Annotated in this window: 15 protein-coding genes; 9 read left to right on the top strand and 6 right to left on the bottom strand. The window is 69.1% G+C overall.

Annotation, left to right across the window (positions count from 1 at the left end; translation table 11 throughout):
- Position 1: 1 nt before the first annotated feature.
- Positions 2-4,546 (bottom strand): ATP-dependent helicase, encoded by a 4,545-nt coding sequence (locus ACWDTS_RS08045; protein ID WP_450117923.1) that lies wholly within the window; start codon positions 4,544-4,546, stop codon positions 2-4.
- Between the two features lie 234 nt (positions 4,547-4,780).
- On the opposite strand from ACWDTS_RS08045, the gene ACWDTS_RS08040 reads away from it, so the two are divergent.
- The gene (locus tag ACWDTS_RS08040) at positions 4,781-5,221 is read left to right on the top strand and encodes a DUF4383 domain-containing protein (protein WP_197253864.1); all 441 of its coding nucleotides are present in this window, start codon (positions 4,781-4,783) and stop codon (positions 5,219-5,221) included.
- Between the two features lie 27 nt (positions 5,222-5,248).
- Here ACWDTS_RS08040 and ACWDTS_RS08035 read toward each other — a convergent pair whose 3' ends face one another.
- Entirely contained in the window at positions 5,249-5,866 is a 618-nt protein-coding gene (locus ACWDTS_RS08035) for a TetR/AcrR family transcriptional regulator (RefSeq protein ID WP_374068741.1), read from the bottom strand.
- A 103-nt stretch (positions 5,867-5,969) separates the two neighbouring features.
- Here ACWDTS_RS08035 and ACWDTS_RS08030 point away from each other — a divergent pair, with 103 nt between their 5' ends.
- The gene (locus ACWDTS_RS08030) at positions 5,970-6,677 is read left to right on the top strand and encodes an SGNH/GDSL hydrolase family protein (protein WP_450108644.1); all 708 of its coding nucleotides are present in this window, start codon (positions 5,970-5,972) and stop codon (positions 6,675-6,677) included.
- Here ACWDTS_RS08030 and ACWDTS_RS08025 read toward each other — a convergent pair.
- The 4 genes from ACWDTS_RS08025 to ACWDTS_RS08010 all read right to left on the bottom strand — a co-directional run bounded on the left by ACWDTS_RS08025 (position 6,661) and on the right by ACWDTS_RS08010 (position 11,003).
- Positions 6,661-7,326 (bottom strand): hypothetical protein, encoded by a 666-nt coding sequence (locus tag ACWDTS_RS08025; protein ID WP_197253822.1) that lies wholly within the window; start codon positions 7,324-7,326, stop codon positions 6,661-6,663. The genes ACWDTS_RS08030 and ACWDTS_RS08025 overlap by 17 nt on opposite strands.
- Positions 7,327-7,426: 100 nt before the next feature.
- A complete protein-coding gene (locus ACWDTS_RS08020) occupies positions 7,427-8,032 on the bottom strand; it encodes a hypothetical protein (protein ID WP_450108643.1) in 606 nt (201 codons plus the stop codon).
- A gap of 44 nt (positions 8,033-8,076) precedes the next feature.
- Positions 8,077-9,462 carry an FAD-binding oxidoreductase gene (locus tag ACWDTS_RS08015; protein ID WP_450108642.1) on the bottom strand — a complete coding sequence of 462 codons (1,386 nt, stop codon included), beginning with the start codon at positions 9,460-9,462 and terminating at the stop codon, positions 8,077-8,079.
- The gene (locus ACWDTS_RS08010; protein WP_450117922.1) at positions 9,459-11,003 is read right to left on the bottom strand and encodes an AMP-binding protein; all 1,545 of its coding nucleotides are present in this window, start codon (positions 11,001-11,003) and stop codon (positions 9,459-9,461) included. Before ACWDTS_RS08010 ends, ACWDTS_RS08015 begins: the two co-directional genes overlap by 4 nt.
- 136 nt (positions 11,004-11,139) lie before the next feature.
- Between ACWDTS_RS08010 and ACWDTS_RS08005 the strand changes: the two genes are divergently transcribed.
- The 7 genes from ACWDTS_RS08005 (at position 11,140) to ACWDTS_RS07975 (ending at position 15,652) form a co-directional block, all read left to right on the top strand.
- On the top strand, positions 11,140-12,078 hold the full coding sequence (locus ACWDTS_RS08005; RefSeq protein WP_450117921.1) for a hypothetical protein: 939 nt from the start codon (positions 11,140-11,142) through the stop codon (positions 12,076-12,078).
- Positions 12,079-12,098: 20 nt separating this feature from the next.
- The gene (locus ACWDTS_RS08000) at positions 12,099-12,461 is read left to right on the top strand and encodes a hypothetical protein (RefSeq protein ID WP_450108639.1); all 363 of its coding nucleotides are present in this window, start codon (positions 12,099-12,101) and stop codon (positions 12,459-12,461) included.
- Entirely contained in the window at positions 12,458-12,901 is a 444-nt protein-coding gene (locus tag ACWDTS_RS07995) for a pyridoxamine 5'-phosphate oxidase family protein (protein WP_450108638.1), read from the top strand. The genes ACWDTS_RS08000 and ACWDTS_RS07995 overlap by 4 nt, the downstream gene beginning before the upstream one ends.
- A 78-nt stretch (positions 12,902-12,979) precedes the next feature.
- Complete coding sequence (locus ACWDTS_RS07990; RefSeq protein WP_450117920.1) at positions 12,980-13,495, top strand: DUF1360 domain-containing protein; 516 nt, start codon at positions 12,980-12,982, stop codon at positions 13,493-13,495.
- Between the two features lie 7 nt (positions 13,496-13,502).
- Entirely contained in the window at positions 13,503-14,246 is a 744-nt protein-coding gene (locus ACWDTS_RS07985; RefSeq protein ID WP_450117919.1) for an MBL fold metallo-hydrolase, read from the top strand.
- Positions 14,247-14,303: 57 nt separating this feature from the next.
- On the top strand, positions 14,304-14,453 hold the full coding sequence (locus ACWDTS_RS07980) for a hypothetical protein (protein ID WP_197253809.1): 150 nt from the start codon (positions 14,304-14,306) through the stop codon (positions 14,451-14,453).
- 50 nt (positions 14,454-14,503) lie between these two features.
- Positions 14,504-15,652, top strand: coding sequence for a zinc-dependent alcohol dehydrogenase (locus ACWDTS_RS07975; RefSeq protein ID WP_450117918.1), 1,149 nt, complete (start codon positions 14,504-14,506; stop codon positions 15,650-15,652).
- Positions 15,653-15,663 lie beyond the last annotated feature (11 nt).

The following is a 15,663-nucleotide window of genomic DNA, read 5'->3' as shown; positions in this document are numbered from 1 at the left end:
GTCAGGCCCGCAACCGATAGCCGCGCGGTGTCGCCGAGAATCCCGCCTCGGACAGCAGCGCCGCGAAATCGTGTCCGTGGATCGAACGCCCGTCGACCTTCTCCACCACGATCTTGTCGACGCTGCCTCGCTTGACGGTGGCCGCGAGCGACGCGCACGCCACGCGCAGCACGCCGGGATCGTCGTCGAAAGTCAGGAGGGTGCGGCCCCCGCGCTCGACGAACAGCACCAGCCTCCCGTCGACCAACACCACCAGCCCGCCGGCCTTGCGGCCCGGACGGTGCCGGGTCGTGTCGTCGGCGCGCGGCGCCGGCCACGGCAGCGCCGAGCCGTACGGATTGGCGGGGTCGCATGCCGCGAGCGTCACCGCCGGGGTCTCGGCGTGGCGACCCTCGAGGGATTCGCCATAGGAACGCAACCGATCCACGACCTCGGGCGTCGAGAACTGGGCACCGCCGAGCGAATCGACGAAATAGCCGCGACGGCACCGGCCCGATTCCTCGAAACGCGCGAGCACCTTGTACATCAGGGCGAATCCACCGGGCACGGACTCGCCGGCCACCACCCCGCGCGTCACCACGCCGTACCGTTCGAGCAGGAGTTCGGCGGTCGCGTGGGCGCGCACAGTCGACTGCGGTTCGGGTTCGGGCAGCAGCGACCACCGCCCGCCCACCGTCGGGGGTCCGGTCCGCGACGGCAGAGCCGGGCGACCCCGGTACATGCGCGAACGCGGTGCGCGGCGGGGTGCGCGGTGCGCCGGGGTGGCGCGGGACGTGTCCCCGATCAGGGCGCGCAGAGGTGCGAGGGTATCGCCGCCGATGTGCCCCGCCCACACCAGATCCCACAGCGCCGCCGCGGCGGCCGCGTCGCTGACCTGGAGGCCCTGCGCCGCCAGCGCGTCGGCGAGCTGACGGAAGAAGAACCCGCCGCCGCCGGCCAGCGCGTCGAGGATCGCCCGGTGGGTGTCGTTCAACTCGATGTCGGTGGGTGGCGCCAGGGTGGTCGATGCCGCGTCGGCCGGGTGCAGGCACACCCAGCCGTCCTTGCCCGAGATCGAGCCGGCGCCCGACCACAGCACCTCACCGGTCGCGGTGAGCTCGTCCAGCATCGCGGGGGAGTAGTCCCGCACCCGGGGCGCGAGCACGAGCGGTTCCAGGGCGCTGGCCGGGACCGGGAACCCGGCGAGCTGGTCGACGACGGCCGCGACCCCGTCGATGCCGCGCAGCCCGCCGCCGATGTTGTGCCACGCGGGCAGGAATCGTCCGAGGGTCGCGGTGCTGACCGGTTCCACCTCCTGGCGCGCGGCCGCGAGGGAGCGGCGACGCAATCGCCGCAGCACCTCGCTGTCACACCATTCCGATCCGGTCGCACCGGGACGGAATTCGCCTGTCGTGACGCGTTTCTCGTCGGCGAGGCGGCGCAGGACGTCCTGGACCACGGCGGCGCCGAGACCGAACCGCGCCGCAGCCTCGGCAGTGGTGAACGGTCCGTGGGTGCGGGCGTACCGCCCGACGAGGTCGCCGAGCGGATCGGCAACCGGTTCGACGAACGCCGTGGGCACGCCGATCGGCAGCGGCACGCCGAGGGCGTCGCGCAACCGGGATGCGTCCTCGATCGCCGCCCACCACACGTGGCCGGCGAACGACACCTCCAGCACCCGGTTGCGGGCGGCCAGATCGGCGATCCATTCCGCCGGGTCGGCGGTGCTCCGTTCCCGTAGTTCGGCGAGGGTCAGCGGCCCGAGCAGACGCAGCAGATCCGCGACACCCTCGGCGTCCCGGGCGCGCCGGTCCGGCACCAGCCGTTGCAGTTCGTGTTCGGCCGCGGCGATGACGTCGGCGTCGAGCAGTTCCCGCAACTCGACGCGCCCGAGCAGTTCGGCGAGCAGCGACGAGTCCAGCGACAGGGCGGCCGCGCGGCGTTCGGCGAGGGGACTGTCCCCCTCGTAGAGGAATGCGCCGACGTAGTCGAACAGCAGCGAACTCGCGAACGGGGACGCGGTGGCGGTCTCGACGTCCACCAGGCGGATCTGCCGACGGGCGATGCGTCCGAACAGGTCCCGCAGGGCGGGCAGGTCGTAGACGTCCTGCAGGCATTCGCGGACAGTCTCGAGCAGGATCGGGAACGTGGGGTAACGGCGTGCCACGTCCAGCAACTGGGCCGAGCGCTGCCGCTGCTGCCACAGCGGTGCGCGTTTGCCGGGATTGCGACGCGGCAGCAACAGGGCGCGGGCCGCGCACTCCCGGAACCGGGACGCGAACAGGGCCGACCCGCCGACCTGTTCGGTGACCAGATCCTCGATCTCGTCGCGGTCGAAGACGAAGATCTCCGCGCCGGGCGGGTCGTCCTCGGTGTCGGGCAACCGGACGATGATGCCGTCGTCGGAGGCCGTCGGATTGGATTCGACACCGAACCGCTCCTGTAGGCGTGCGCCCACCGCGAGCGCCCAGGGTGCGTGCACCCGCAGCCCGAACGGTGAGTGCAATACGAGCCGCCAGTCGCCGAGTTCGTCGCGGAACCGTTCGACGACGAGGGTGCGGTCGGTGGGCAGGTGCCCGGTCGCGGTGCGTTGTTCGTCGAGCAACCGGATCAGGTTCCTGGTGGCGTTGTCGTCGAGCCCGCTTTCCTTGCAGCGGGTTTCGGCGTCCTCCGGGGTGGCGTGTCCGAGTTCGCGGACGAATTCGCCCAGAGCTGCGCCGAGTTCGGCGGGCCGGCCCTGGCCGTCGCCGTGCCAGAACGGCAACCGGCCTGGTCGGCCGTAGGCGGGGGAGACCAGTACACGGTCGAAGGTGATCTCCTCGATCCGCCAGCTGGTCGCGCCGAGCGCGAAGACGTCGCCGACCCGCGACTCGTACACCATCTCCTCGTCGAGTTCGCCTACCCGCGTGGCCTTTTCGCCGACCATGTAGACGGTGAACAGACCGCGGTCGGGAATCGTCCCGCCGGAGGTGACCGCGAGACGCTGCGCTCCCGGACGCCCCGTGAGCGTGCCTTCGTTACGGTCCCACACCAGACGCGGTCGCAGTTCGGCGAATTCGTCCGAGGGGTACCGTCCGGCCAGCAGGTCCAGAGTGGATTCGTAGGCCGAACGGGGGAGTGTCGCGAACGATCCGGTGCGGCGCACGGTCTCGAACCAGTCGTCGACGTCGAGTGGTTCGAGCGCGGCTGCGGCCACGGTCTGCTGGGCCAGCACGTCCAGCGGGTTCGCCGGTACCTGCAGGGCCTCGATGCGGCCCGCGACCATTCGTTCGACGGTGACCGCACAGTGGATCAGGTCGGTGCGGTGCTTGGGGAAGAGCACACCGCGGGAGACCTCGCCGACCTGGTGGCCGGCGCGCCCGACGCGTTGCAGTCCGCTGGCCACCGACGGAGGGGCCTCGACCTGGATCACGAGATCCACGGTGCCCATGTCGATGCCGAGTTCGAGGCTCGACGTCGCGACGACGCACGCGAGCCGGCCCGATTTGAGATCGTCCTCGATCAGCGCGCGCTGATCCTTGCTCACCGAGCCGTGGTGGGCGCGGGCCAGCAGCGGTTCGGCGCCGTAGCTCACCTCGGTCGGGGCACCGATCTGCGCGGGCGGACGCGGTTCCCGGTCCACGGTGGCCCCGGCGCGTTCGGCGTGAATCTCGTTGAGCCGCGCCGTCAGTCGCTCGGCCAGGCGTCTCGAGTTCGCGAACACGATCGTCGACCGGTGGGCGGTGATGAGGTCGACGAGTTGTTCCTCGACATGTGGCCAGATCGAGCCGGCCTGCGGGGTGGCCGGGAACGGATCCTCGCCCGCGATCTCGTTCTCCGGCGCCGCGACGCCGAGTTCGGTCATGTCCTCGACCGGCACCCGGACGGTGAGGTCCCAGGTCTTGGTCGCCGGGGGCGCGACGATACGGATCGGGGCCTGCCCGGTCAGGAACCGGCCGACCTCCTCGTGGGGACGCACCGTCGCGGACAGGCCGATCCGTTGCGCCGGGCGCGACAGGAGCAGGTCGAGCCGTTCGAGGGAGACCGCGAGGTGCGTGCCGCGTTTGGTTCCGGCGACCGCGTGCACCTCGTCGACGATCACCGTCTCCACACCGGCGAGCGTGCTGCGGGCCGCCGAGGTAAGCATGAGGAACAGCGACTCGGGGGTGGTGATGAGGATGTCCGGCGGCTTCTGGACGAGCTTGCGCCGGTCGGCGGGGGTGGTGTCGCCCGAGCGCACCCCGACGGTGATCTCGGGTGGGTCCAGCCCGAGGCGTTTCGCGGTCTGGGTGATCCCCACCAGGGGGGAGCGCAGGTTCCGTTCGATGTCGACGGCCAGCGCCTTCAGCGGCGAGACGTAGAGAACCCGCGTCGTGCGGGTGTCGCGGGGTTCGGCCGCCAGCCGGTCGAGCGACCACAGGAACGCCGAGAGGGTCTTGCCGGAGCCGGTCGGCGCGACGACGAGGGTGTGCAGCCCCGACGAGATCGCCTCCCACGCCCCGAGCTGGGCGGGAGTGGGGGCCGCGAATGCGCCCGCGAACCACTCGCGGGTGGGCGCGGAGAAGCGGTCGAGGACGGCGTCGGTCACTCGTCCATGGTGCACCCGGGGTCCGACATGCGTCGCAGCTGTGCAGGTTGCCTGGCTGTCGCCAGGGGGCAGGTTGCCTGGCTGTCGCCAGGGGGCAGGTTTGCCCGGCTGTTCCCACGGGTAGGCCACGGAGGTCCCTGCCAGCGATCCTCCTGGCCGGAAGGCACGAGGGTTCTGCCGGCCGGCAGAACTCGAAAGAAGGGAACCGTCATGGCCGAGCACGCGACACGCAGTATGACGCGGACACCTGTCCAGACCGCCGCTCTGGTGATCGGGGCACTGTTCCTCCTCGTCGGGATTCTCGGGTTCATTCCCGGCATCACGACCAACTACGACACCATGACCTTCGCCGGTCACCACTCCGAGGCGATGCTGCTCGGCGTGTTCAACGTGTCGATCCTCCACAACATCGTGCATCTGCTCTTCGGTGTGGCCGGGCTCGCGATGGCGCGCACCGTCCCTGCTGCCAGGGCATTCCTCGTCGGCGGCGGCGTGATCTACGCGGTGCTGTGGATCTACGGACTGGTGGTCGACGCGGACAGCTCCGCGAATTTCGTTCCGCTCAACACGGCGGACAACTGGCTGCACTTCGGACTGGCGGTCATCATGATCGCGGCCGGTGCGCTGCTGGAGCCGCGTAACGATCGGGCGCTGCGCAGCGAGCGCGCGCGGTAGCGTCCGCGGATCGTCCCGAGCGCCGGTTCAGTCCGGATCGGCGTTCAGGATCCGATCGACGATCGAGCGAGCGGTCTCGGCGGCGCGCGGATCGTCAAGGCGCAGTGCGGTGTTGGTGGCCGCGAGGACGGCATCGATCTCGAACGCGACCTCGTCCGGGTCGCGATCCGGGACGGTGCCGTCCTCGCGTGCGTGCCGGTACTCGCCGGCCAGCAGGTCCAGCCAGTCGCGGCGGTCGCGGGCGAGTGCGTCGCGGACCGGTCCGGGGCGGCTGTCGAACTCGGCGATCGTGGCGGCGCGGAAGCATCCGCCCGGAAACGCCGGTTCGATCGCGTAGTCGAGCCACCGGTCGATCAGGGCGCGGAGTCGCGGAAGTCCAGCGGGTTCGCGCAGGGCGGGCCGGACGATCCGTTCGACGAACACCTCTCGGGCCGCGTCGACGGCGGCCACCTGCAGGTTCTCCTTGCTGCCGAACAGTGTCGCGACACCGCTCTTGCTGAGGCCGAGGTCGGTCGCGAGGCGTCCGATGCTCACCCCGTTGAGGCCCTCGACCGATGCCACGTCCACCGCGTGCCGGGTGATGGTCGCGCGGGTGCGTGCGCCCTTGAGCAGTCGCAGGTCGGACGTCGATGCGGGTTCCGTCACGCGAATCATCCTCTCACGTCTTGCCGAAGTGGACGAACGGTCGTACTGTCATATGCACGAACGATCGTACTCCCTTCCTCAGTCGAGACCCGGAGGGTCAGCCATGACGAACTCGATCTCCCGAACCGTCCCCGCCTCGCCCTGGACCGAGGCGACGGACCCGATGTGCCTGCCCGCAGCGACGCAAGCGGCACTCCTCGCCGACGCCCCCTGGTCGAGATACGCCGTGATGGGCGACTCGATCGCCGAGGGCATCGGCGATCCCAGCCCCGGATACGCGACCTCACCGTGGGCCGATCGGGTCGCGGCCGCGCTGCGCGCCACCCATCCGGACCTGGCGTATCTCAACACCGGGCGCATGGGCGCCACCAGCGGGCAGGTGGTCGCGACCCAGCTGTCACCCGTGCTGGACTTCGCACCCGATCTGATCCACATCACGTGCGGTTCCAACGACCTGTGGTCCGCCCGTCCGGACCTGGCGCGCACCGCCGACAATCTCGGGTCGCTGTTCGCGGCGGCTCACGACACCGGTGCCACCGTCACCACGCTCACCCTGGCCGACGCGTTCGTCGGCGACGACATGCTCGCGCTCCGCGACGGTGTCATGGCGGTGAACGACCTGGTCCGCACGCTCGCCGCCCAGTACGACGCGGTGCTGCTGGATCTGTGGCAGCACCCGCTGCGACTGCGGCCGGAACTGCTCAGCGCCGACCGGATCCACTTCACGATGACCGGGCACGCGGTGCTGGCCACCGAAATGGTCCGGGCGCTGCACGCGAGGATGTCGCGGTCCGTCAACCCGCTTCGGTAGCGGACCGATCGCGGCGGGGCAGCGAGAGCAGCGCGGAGACCAGGAAGCACAGGGCACCGACGAATGTCCCTGCGTTGGCCCAGAAGTCGCTGGCCTCGGCGCCGCTGGAGGTGATGAACGCACCGGCCGCGGAGATCCCGAATGCGATGCATCCGACCAGATTCACCCACACGGCCCATCCGTCGCGACCGCGCGGTACCCACGTCCGCGCACCTTCCTGGTACACGCGGAGCGCGAGTGCCCCGCTGATCAGGAACGCCACCGACCCCGCCGCGTCGGGCCGCCACACGAGGTGCCGCTCCTCGGTGACGTCGTAGGCCTGCAGGGCGGCAGCGGTACTGACGTTGAACAGCACCGTCCCCACGCTCTGCACGGCGGACGACAGCCATTCCGCCCGGAGCAGGGACTCCCCGCCGGTCTCCGTGGTCATGGGTCCGCTGCGCAGAAGCTGGATCAACCCCGCGGCGGTGAAGAACCACGCTCCGACGAAGAAGAACCCGTTGGCGCGCGAGGTGCCGAGGAGACCGGCGAGCACGGGCGCGGATCCGATTGCGAAACAGGCCGATCCGATGACGAAGCCCCAGCACTGCTTCCGCAGCGTCGGCCGCACGTGGATTCCGGAATGCGCAGCAGGCGGAACGTTGTCCATGGCAACCTCCGGTCGGATGGAGACGACCCATCGAGTATCGCCGGTGCGGTCGTCCCTCGGCCTCGTCTCGGCGAGACCGGTCCGGGTGCCTCCCGCCGAATCAGCTTTCCGCCGTGCGTGATTGCAGGGGATCCGCGGGAAGTCGGTCCGCCTGCGCGAACCGGGCGAGCTGCGCGCTGTGATTGGACGCTTCGAGGCACTTGCCCTGACGCATCAACTCGGTGACCAGGTGCCGGGCGGCGGGCCGCCACGGCAGAGCGTCGAACTGCTCCCTGCTGCCCCCCGTGTCCGTCCACCAGATGGTTGTCGTCGTCGGCTGCGTCCGGAACCGCAACTCGGGGTTGGCGGCTTCGAGACCACCGACATCGGTGCCGGCGTCACCTTCGAACACGGCGGTGTCGACGGTGACGAACCCACCGAGCCGGCGCTGTCCGTCGGGCATCGTCTCGACGTACAGGCACGCGGTCTCGTACGCGCCCGCGTGCACGCTGCACAGCCGTTGTGCGGTGTCCGCCTCGGAGGTGAAGGGCAGGCACACCACCGCCCAGTACTCGCGTTCACCCATCTTCGGGTTGGGCACCGACGACTGCACGTAATCGTGCAACCACTCGGTGACCGTCCCGAACTCCGGGTACGTCTCCAGTTCCCGATACCGGGTGTCGCGCAGCGGAAGGGCGGCTGCGTCGTATCGCGTCTGTCCGGTCACTCGTCGGGCTCCTCTTGCACGACGACACGGTACTCGATCACAGGTCAGAACAGAACGCCCGGATTCAGGATCGCGTTCGGGTCCAACGCTTCCTTGACCCGCCGCGTCAGATCCATGACGTCCGGGCCGACCTGGTCGGGCAGCCACGCCTTCTTCAACCGGCCGACCCCGTGTTCGCCGGTGATGGTCCCGCCGAGGCCGATCGCCAGATCCATGATCTGGCCGAACGCGGCGTGCGCCCGCGCCGTCATGTCCTCGTCGGCAGGGTCGAAGACGATGAGCGGGTGGGTGTTCCCGTCCCCGGCATGGGCGATCACCGCGACCGTCACCGCATTCCGCTCGGCGATCTCCGCGATACCCCCGACCAGCGCGGGAAGCGTCGGCAACGGAACCCCGACATCCTCGAGCAGAAGACTGCCGGTGCGCTCGACAGCGGGGATGGCCATCCGCCGCGCCGCCGCGAACGCTTCACCCTCCTCCGGATCGTCGGTGTCGAACACCTCGTCCGCGCCGGCGTCGCGGCACGCCTGCACCATCAGCGCGATCTCCTGCGCGGCAGCGGCACCCGGCGCATCGGACCGCGCGATGAGCATGGCCTCGGTCGCGCGATCGAGGCCCATGTGCAGGGCGTCCTCGACCGCATTGATGGATGCGCGGTCCATGAACTCCAGCATCGCCGGGCGCAGTTTCCCGGTGATCGCCAGCACCGCGTCCGCGGCGGCCTGTACCGACGAGAACGTCGCGACCATCGTCGACGCGGGTGGCTGCGGCGGCAGCAACCGCAAGGTCACCTCGGTGATGATCCCGAGCGTGCCCTCGCTCCCGACGAACAGTTTCGTCAGGGAAAGTCCCGCGACGTCCTTCAGGCGCGGGCCGCCGAGCCGCACGACGGTGCCGTCGGCGAGCACGACCTCGAGGCCGAGCACGTAGTCGGTGGTGACTCCGTACTTCACACAACACAATCCGCCCGCATTGGTGGCGGCGTTGCCACCGATCGTGCAGATCTCGAACGACGACGGGTCCGGTGGGTACCACAAACCGTGCTCCGCGGCGGCTCGCTTGACCTCCGCGTTGAGCAGTCCCGGCTGGACGACCGCGGTGCGGGTCACCGGGTCGACGGTGATCTCACGCATCTTCTCGGTGCTCAGCACGATCCCGGCGGCGAGACCGCCGGCGCCGCCGGACAGGCTCGTGCCTGCCCCGCGCGGCACCACCGGAACCCGATGGGTGTTCGCCCATTTCAGGGTCGCCGACACGTCCGCGGTCGAACGCGCCCGAACCACCGCGAGCGGCACGGACGCGTCCGGATCCATCGCCCGGTCCTGCCGGTAGCCGGCGAGGATGTCGGGGTCGGTGACCACTGCGCCTTCGGGCAGCAGCCGGGCCAGCGCGTCCAGGTCGGCTGTGTGCTGGGTGCCGCCTGCGCTCATGGTGTGGCGGTCAGGTAGCGGGCCCGCAGCTTGTGCTTGACGAGTTTGCCGGTGGGGGTGCGCGGCAGGTCGTCGGAGAAGTCGATGCTGCGCGGCGCCTTGAACCGGGACACCCGTTCCCGCACGTAGTCGAGCAGTTCCTGCTCGACCTCGGGGCTCGGCTCGACACCGTCGACGAGCTGAACGACCGCCTTGACCTCCTCACCCATCTCCTCGTTCGGCACACCGATCACCGCGACGTCGAACACCTTCGGATGCAGGGTGAGCACGTTCTCCGATTCCTGCGGGTAGATGTTGACGCCGCCGGAGATGATCGTGAACGCGGCACGGTCGGTCAGGTACAGGAACCGCTCCTCGTCGAGATAGCCGATGTCGCCGCTCGTCGTCCACGTCGGATGCGCGGGGTGCGTTGCCTCCTCGGTCTTCCGAGGATCGTTGTGGTACTCGAACGGGCGCTCGTCGCGCTCCCACCACACGGTGCCGATCGAGCCGGTCGTCAGTTCCTCGCCCTCGTCGTCGCAGATGTGGACGATTCCCATGACCCCGTCGCGACCCACCGAACCGGGGTGCGCGAGAGCCTGAGCGGAGTCGATGAACGTGGCGCCGGAACCCTCCGTGGACGCGTAGTACTCGTTGACGACCGGGCCCCACCACTCGATCATCGCGCGCTTGATCTCCGGCGGGCACGGGGCCGCAGCGTGGATCGCGACCTTCATGCTGGACACGTCGTACTTCGCGCGAACCTCCTCCGGGAGTTTCAGCATGCGCACGAACATGGTCGGCACCCACTGGCTCGCGGTCACCCGGTACCGGTCGATCAGGGCGAGTGCCTCCTCCGCGTCGAATCGGTCCATGAGGATGACGGTGCCGCCGACCGACTGGATGGTCCCGCAGAAACGCAGCGGCGCAGCGTGATACAGCGGCGCCGGGCACAGGTAGACCGTCTCGGCGTCGAATCCGTACATCGGCGCGAACACGGCCGTGTAGGGATCGGGGATGTCCTGCACCTGCCCGTCGGGCAGCTTCGGCTTGATGCCCTTGGGGCGGCCGGTCGTACCGGACGAGTACAGCATGTCCTGGCCGCGGGGCTGATCGGCGAGGGGAGTGGTGTCGAACCGGGCAACGGCCTGCGCGTAGTCGTCGAAACCGGGAAGGTCGCCGCCGAACACGACGCGATGGGTCACGGCCGGGTACGCGTCCGGTGCGAGGTCGACGGCCTCGACCGCGTCCGCGGACACGACGAGTACCTTCGCGCCGCAGTCGTTCACCACGTAGGCGGCTTCGGCGGCGGTCAGATGCCAGTTCACGACGGTGATGTAGAGACCGGACCGCAGGGCCGCCCAGTAGACCTCCATCACGCGCAGGTCGTTGTTCGAGATCAGCGCCATGTGGTCGCCCGGTCGGAGACCGAGGTCGCGGAGGTACTTCGCGAATCGCAGCGAATTCTCGTCGAGTTGCCGGTAGGTCAGCGACTCTCCGGTCGCGGGCCGGATGATAGCCGGCTTGTCAGGGGTGACGGACACGAAATTCCCGGGGTACATGCCCACGGTCTTACCACACCGTGTGGCGTACGCCACACAGAAGTGGGATCGCGTGGTGCGGCCCGGGAGCCCACCGGACGGGGCCGTCCGGGCGTAGGCTCGCCGACACACGGCGGGCCGGAGCGGGAGGAACGAGATGGCGCTCAGTGTCGATCAGGACAGGCTGTACTTCGAATTCCCCGAGGTGCATGCCGATGCCGAACTCTCCGTCTCCTTCCATCGCACGGTGCGTGTCCCGGACGACGGCACCACCTATCCGCTGCCGCCGAGCCTGGGCCGATTCCCTCTGCGTGTCGTCGACGACGTGCTCGTGCTGCCGATGTGGCAGTCGGAGGCGTGCTGGATCAAGTTCGACGGCCGCTACCCCTTCCTCGTCAAGGTCGGCGTCGGTGATGTCGACGCGGTGACCGGCGGAAAGTGGTCCGAGGACCCGGATTTCGAGCGGGAGGACTACTTCGAGGTGCCGGAACAACCGTGGCTCGACGGCTTCCAGGTGGCCGCGGGCAAGGTCCGGCAGTTCGTGGCAGCACCGCTCGGAGCCGGATACACGGTCGAGGAACAGCTCGCCGCCGGGGTTGCGATCGGGGGAGTGCGGATCGTCGCGTACCCGATCCGAGGACCGATCTGGGAGGAGCGCAAGAAGTTCGACGCGCAGCGGCCGATGCGGGCGTTCGCGGCGCCCGAGCCGTCGTCGTCGATGGGATTCGGGGCCGGAGGGGCGATCGAGCAGGGTGTCGCGACGCCCGTCGAGGAACACGACGCGTGGGATCTCGACCACCACTCGGCGGTCCGGATCGAGCTGGTCAACAGCGACCGCTGGGAAGCGCTCACCGGCGAGCAGCCGCCCACCGAACCCGTGACCGCAGAGGAGTACACGAAGCGCGGATACCCGTGGTTCTCGCTCTACGAGGAAACCCCGGCCCGTCAGGGCTCCGAGGAGTTCGCCGGGGTCGAAACCGTGTCCGAGGTGCGCGCCCGGCGCGGCGAATCCCCGCTTCCCGGCAACGAGCACGTCGAGGCGCCCGAGCCGATCCGGATCCGGCGTGAGCGCCGAACCCGCGACCGCCGCGGATAGACCCGTTACCCTCGTACAACATGGGCGTCACCCAGAGAGTCGACCCCGAACCGCTCGTCGCGGAGTTGCTTGCCCGCGGTCGCGCGGCCGTAGCGTTCGACCACGACGAGCGCGTCGACGCGCTGCCCGCACGCGTCGTTTCCGAAGGCGAGAAGCTCCGGATCGGACTCCACCCGGAATCCCTCCCGGCGGATGCCGCGTTCGATCGGGTCACGCTGATCCTCGACGACGGATCGTTCTGGTTCGAGCTGCGCGCGGTGAACCTGCGCGGCCGGATGGTGCGGGCCACCGATGTCACGACCGACGGCCTCGCCTGGTTCGATTTCGAGCAGCGCCGCGCCACCGGATGGGACTACGCCAAGCTGCACGAGGAGCCGTCGTGACCCCGGACGATCCGATCGCCGCCACGTTCTTCGAGCATTCGCTCGTCGCGCGGGTCGCGACCCGGTCGCCGAAGGGGCGTCCGGCCATGACACCGCTGTGGTTCCTGTACGACCGAGGCCGGCTGTTCCTGGCCACCGGCCGGGACACGGTCGCGGCCCGCAACGCCACGGCGAACCCCGAGGTCGTCGTGCTGCTCGACGCGGAGGGGAAGGGCCGCTCGGACCACGTCCTCCGGGTCCGCGGACGCGCGAAGGTGCATCCCGGGGCCCCGTCACTGCGCGCGCTGGCGTTGCTCGGCCGGAAGTACTACCTCGGCGGCTGGCGTTCGGAGCTCGGGCACATCCGCCTGTGGCGGATGCGGACGCGCTACTACGGTCAGGCGGAGGGCGCGGTGATCGAGATCGAACCGCTCAGCGCGGAGCTGCTGCCTCGTCCCTGACGTGAACTCGTGGGCGCCGGATGATTGAGGTCGGCGAGGACGGGTAACTCGTTTGCACCCGCGAACGAAGGAACCCCGATGACTCTCACCTCGGAACCCGCAGCGAAGCTCGACAGCCCCCGTGACGAACCGGAGGACGAGCGGAATCTCGGCGGGCACCTGATGGTCCTGGTTCTGTACGGCGTTCTCGTTGTAGGCATCGCTGCGTTGTCGGTGGTGACCGGCAGACAGCTGCCCCGGAGAATGAGCACCCGCGATCTGCTTCTCGCCGCGGTTGCGGTCCACAAACTGTCGCGCACGATCACCAAGGACGAGGTGACCAACCCGCTTCGCGCATCGTTCACCGAGTACGACGGCGACGGCGGGCCCGCAGAGGTGATGGAGTCCCCGAAGTACCGGAACGGAGCCCGGCGCAGCCTGGGTGAACTACTGACCTGCCCGTTCTGCTTCGACGTCTGGGCCGTTGCCGTTCTCACCGTGGGGCGGGTGTTCGCGCCGCGCCCGACCGCACTCTGTGTGGACGCCCTCGCGGTCCTGACAGGAGCGGACTTTCTTCATCTCGCGTACGCGAAGGCCCAGCAGGTCGCGGGGTGAGGCGGACATGATCACTCTCGGCGTCGCCGACGGCATCTATCTGATCGGCCACGCACACGTCAACTGCTACGTCGTCGAGGACGACGACGGGGTGACCTTGCTGGACGCGGGCCTGCCGAGCATGTGGCAGATGGTGGAGGAGGTGCTCGCGCGTTGCCGGCGCGCCCCCGTCGGCATCCGCGCTCTGATCCTGACCCACGCCCACTTCGACCACCTCGGGTTCGCCGCCCGGGCGCGCCGCGAGTGGAATGTGCCGATCCTCGTCCATCCCGGCGACGAACGTCTGGCCGCGCACCCCTACCGCTACACACCCCAACGCAACCGGTTCCTCTACGCGCTGACCCACCCCCGGTCCCTTCCGATCCTCGCTCGCATGGCGGCCGCCGGCGCGCTCACGGTGAAGGGTGTCCGGGACGTCGAAAAGCTTTCCACCGGAACCGCATTGGATGTACCGGGGCGACCGGTGGCCGCGCATACGCCCGGGCACACCGACGGCCACTGCATCCTGCACCTGGCCGATCGCGGTGTGGTGTTCAGCGGTGACGCGCTCGTCACGCTCGATCCCTACACCGGCGGTGAGGGACCCCAGATCGTCGCCTCGGCGGCCACCAAGGACACCCGCCGCGCGATCGAATCGCTGACCGCCATTGCCGCCACCGGTGCCGGCACGGTCCTGCCCGGCCACGGAGCGCCGTGGACCGACGGGGCCGAGGAGGCGGTGCGTCGAGCGGTCGAACGCGGGGAACACTGACCATCCGCAGGCTGTGAGTAGGCGTTCACGACAGAGGTGAAAGGAGTTCCGGGACAGATGACTACGACCGATGTGCAAGACCTCGGCCCGGCCGAGGCGGAGGGACCGGAGCCGGTACGGCCGTGGACGACGGGAGCAGGCTTCAGTACGGCCGAGATCAAGGCCCGCATCGAAGCCATGTTCGCCGACCACCCCGAGGTTCCGTAGAAGGACTCCGGCGCAGAGCCGGGATCGAGAATCCAGAGCCGGGAGGCGAATTGAAAGCGATGGTGTACCGCGGACCGTACAAGGTCCGGGTGGAGGAAAAGGATGTTCCGCGCATCGAGAACCCGAACGACGCGATCGTGCGGGTCGTGCGCGCCGCGATCTGTGGGTCGGATCTGCATCTCTATCACGGCATGATGCCCGACACCCGAGTGGGCATGACGTTCGGTCACGAGTTCGTCGGCGTGGTGCACGAAGTCGGGTCGTCGGTCCGGAACGTGCAACCCGGGGACCGGGTGATGGTGCCGTTCAACATCTACTGCGGCTCGTGCTATTTCTGTGCGCGGGGCCTGTATTCGAACTGCCACAACGTCAATCCCAACGCCACCGCGGTCGGGGGGATCTACGGGTATTCGCACACGTGCGGCGGATACGACGGCGGCCAGGCGGAGTTCGTGCGCGTGCCGTTCGCGGACGTCGGGCCGCAGAAGATTCCGGTTTGGATGGACGACGAGGACGCGCTGCTATGCACCGACGCCCTGGCGACCGGATACTTCGGGGCGCAGCTCGGTGACATCGTCGAGGGTGACACCGTGGTGGTGTTCGGCGCCGGCCCGGTGGGTCTGTACGCCGCGAAGAGTTCGTGGTTCATGGGTGCCGGGCGGGTGATCGTGATCGACCACCTCGAATACCGGCTCGAGAAGGCGCGTACCTTCGCCCACGCCGAGACCTACAACTTCGCCGAGTACGACGACATCGTCGTGCAGATGAAGAAGGCCACCGATCATCTCGGGGCAGACGTGGTCATCGACGCGGTCGGCGCGGAAGCCGACGGCAACCTGCTGCAGCACGTGACCTCGACCAAGTTCAAGCTGCAGGGTGGGTCACCCATCGCGTTGAACTGGGCCATCGACTCGGTCCGCAAGGGTGGAACGGTCTCGGTGATGGGTGCCTACGGGCCGATGTTCAGCGCCGTGAAGTTCGGGGATGCGATGAACAAGGGGCTGACGCTGCGGATGAACCAGTGTCCGGTCAAACGCCAGTGGCCGCGCCTGTTCGAGCACATCCGGAGTGGCGTGATCAAGCCGAACGACATTGTCACGCACCGTATCCCGCTGGAGCACATCGCCGACGGCTACCACATCTTCTCCGCGAAACTCGACGACTGCATCAAGCCGGTCATCGTGCCGGACGCTGCGTGAAAGGACTGCGA

It is taken from the genome of Rhodococcus sp. NPDC003383 (assembly GCF_053589115.1).
Note: the sequence above shows the minus strand (reverse complement) of the source record. Positions and strands in the feature narration are given on the sequence as shown.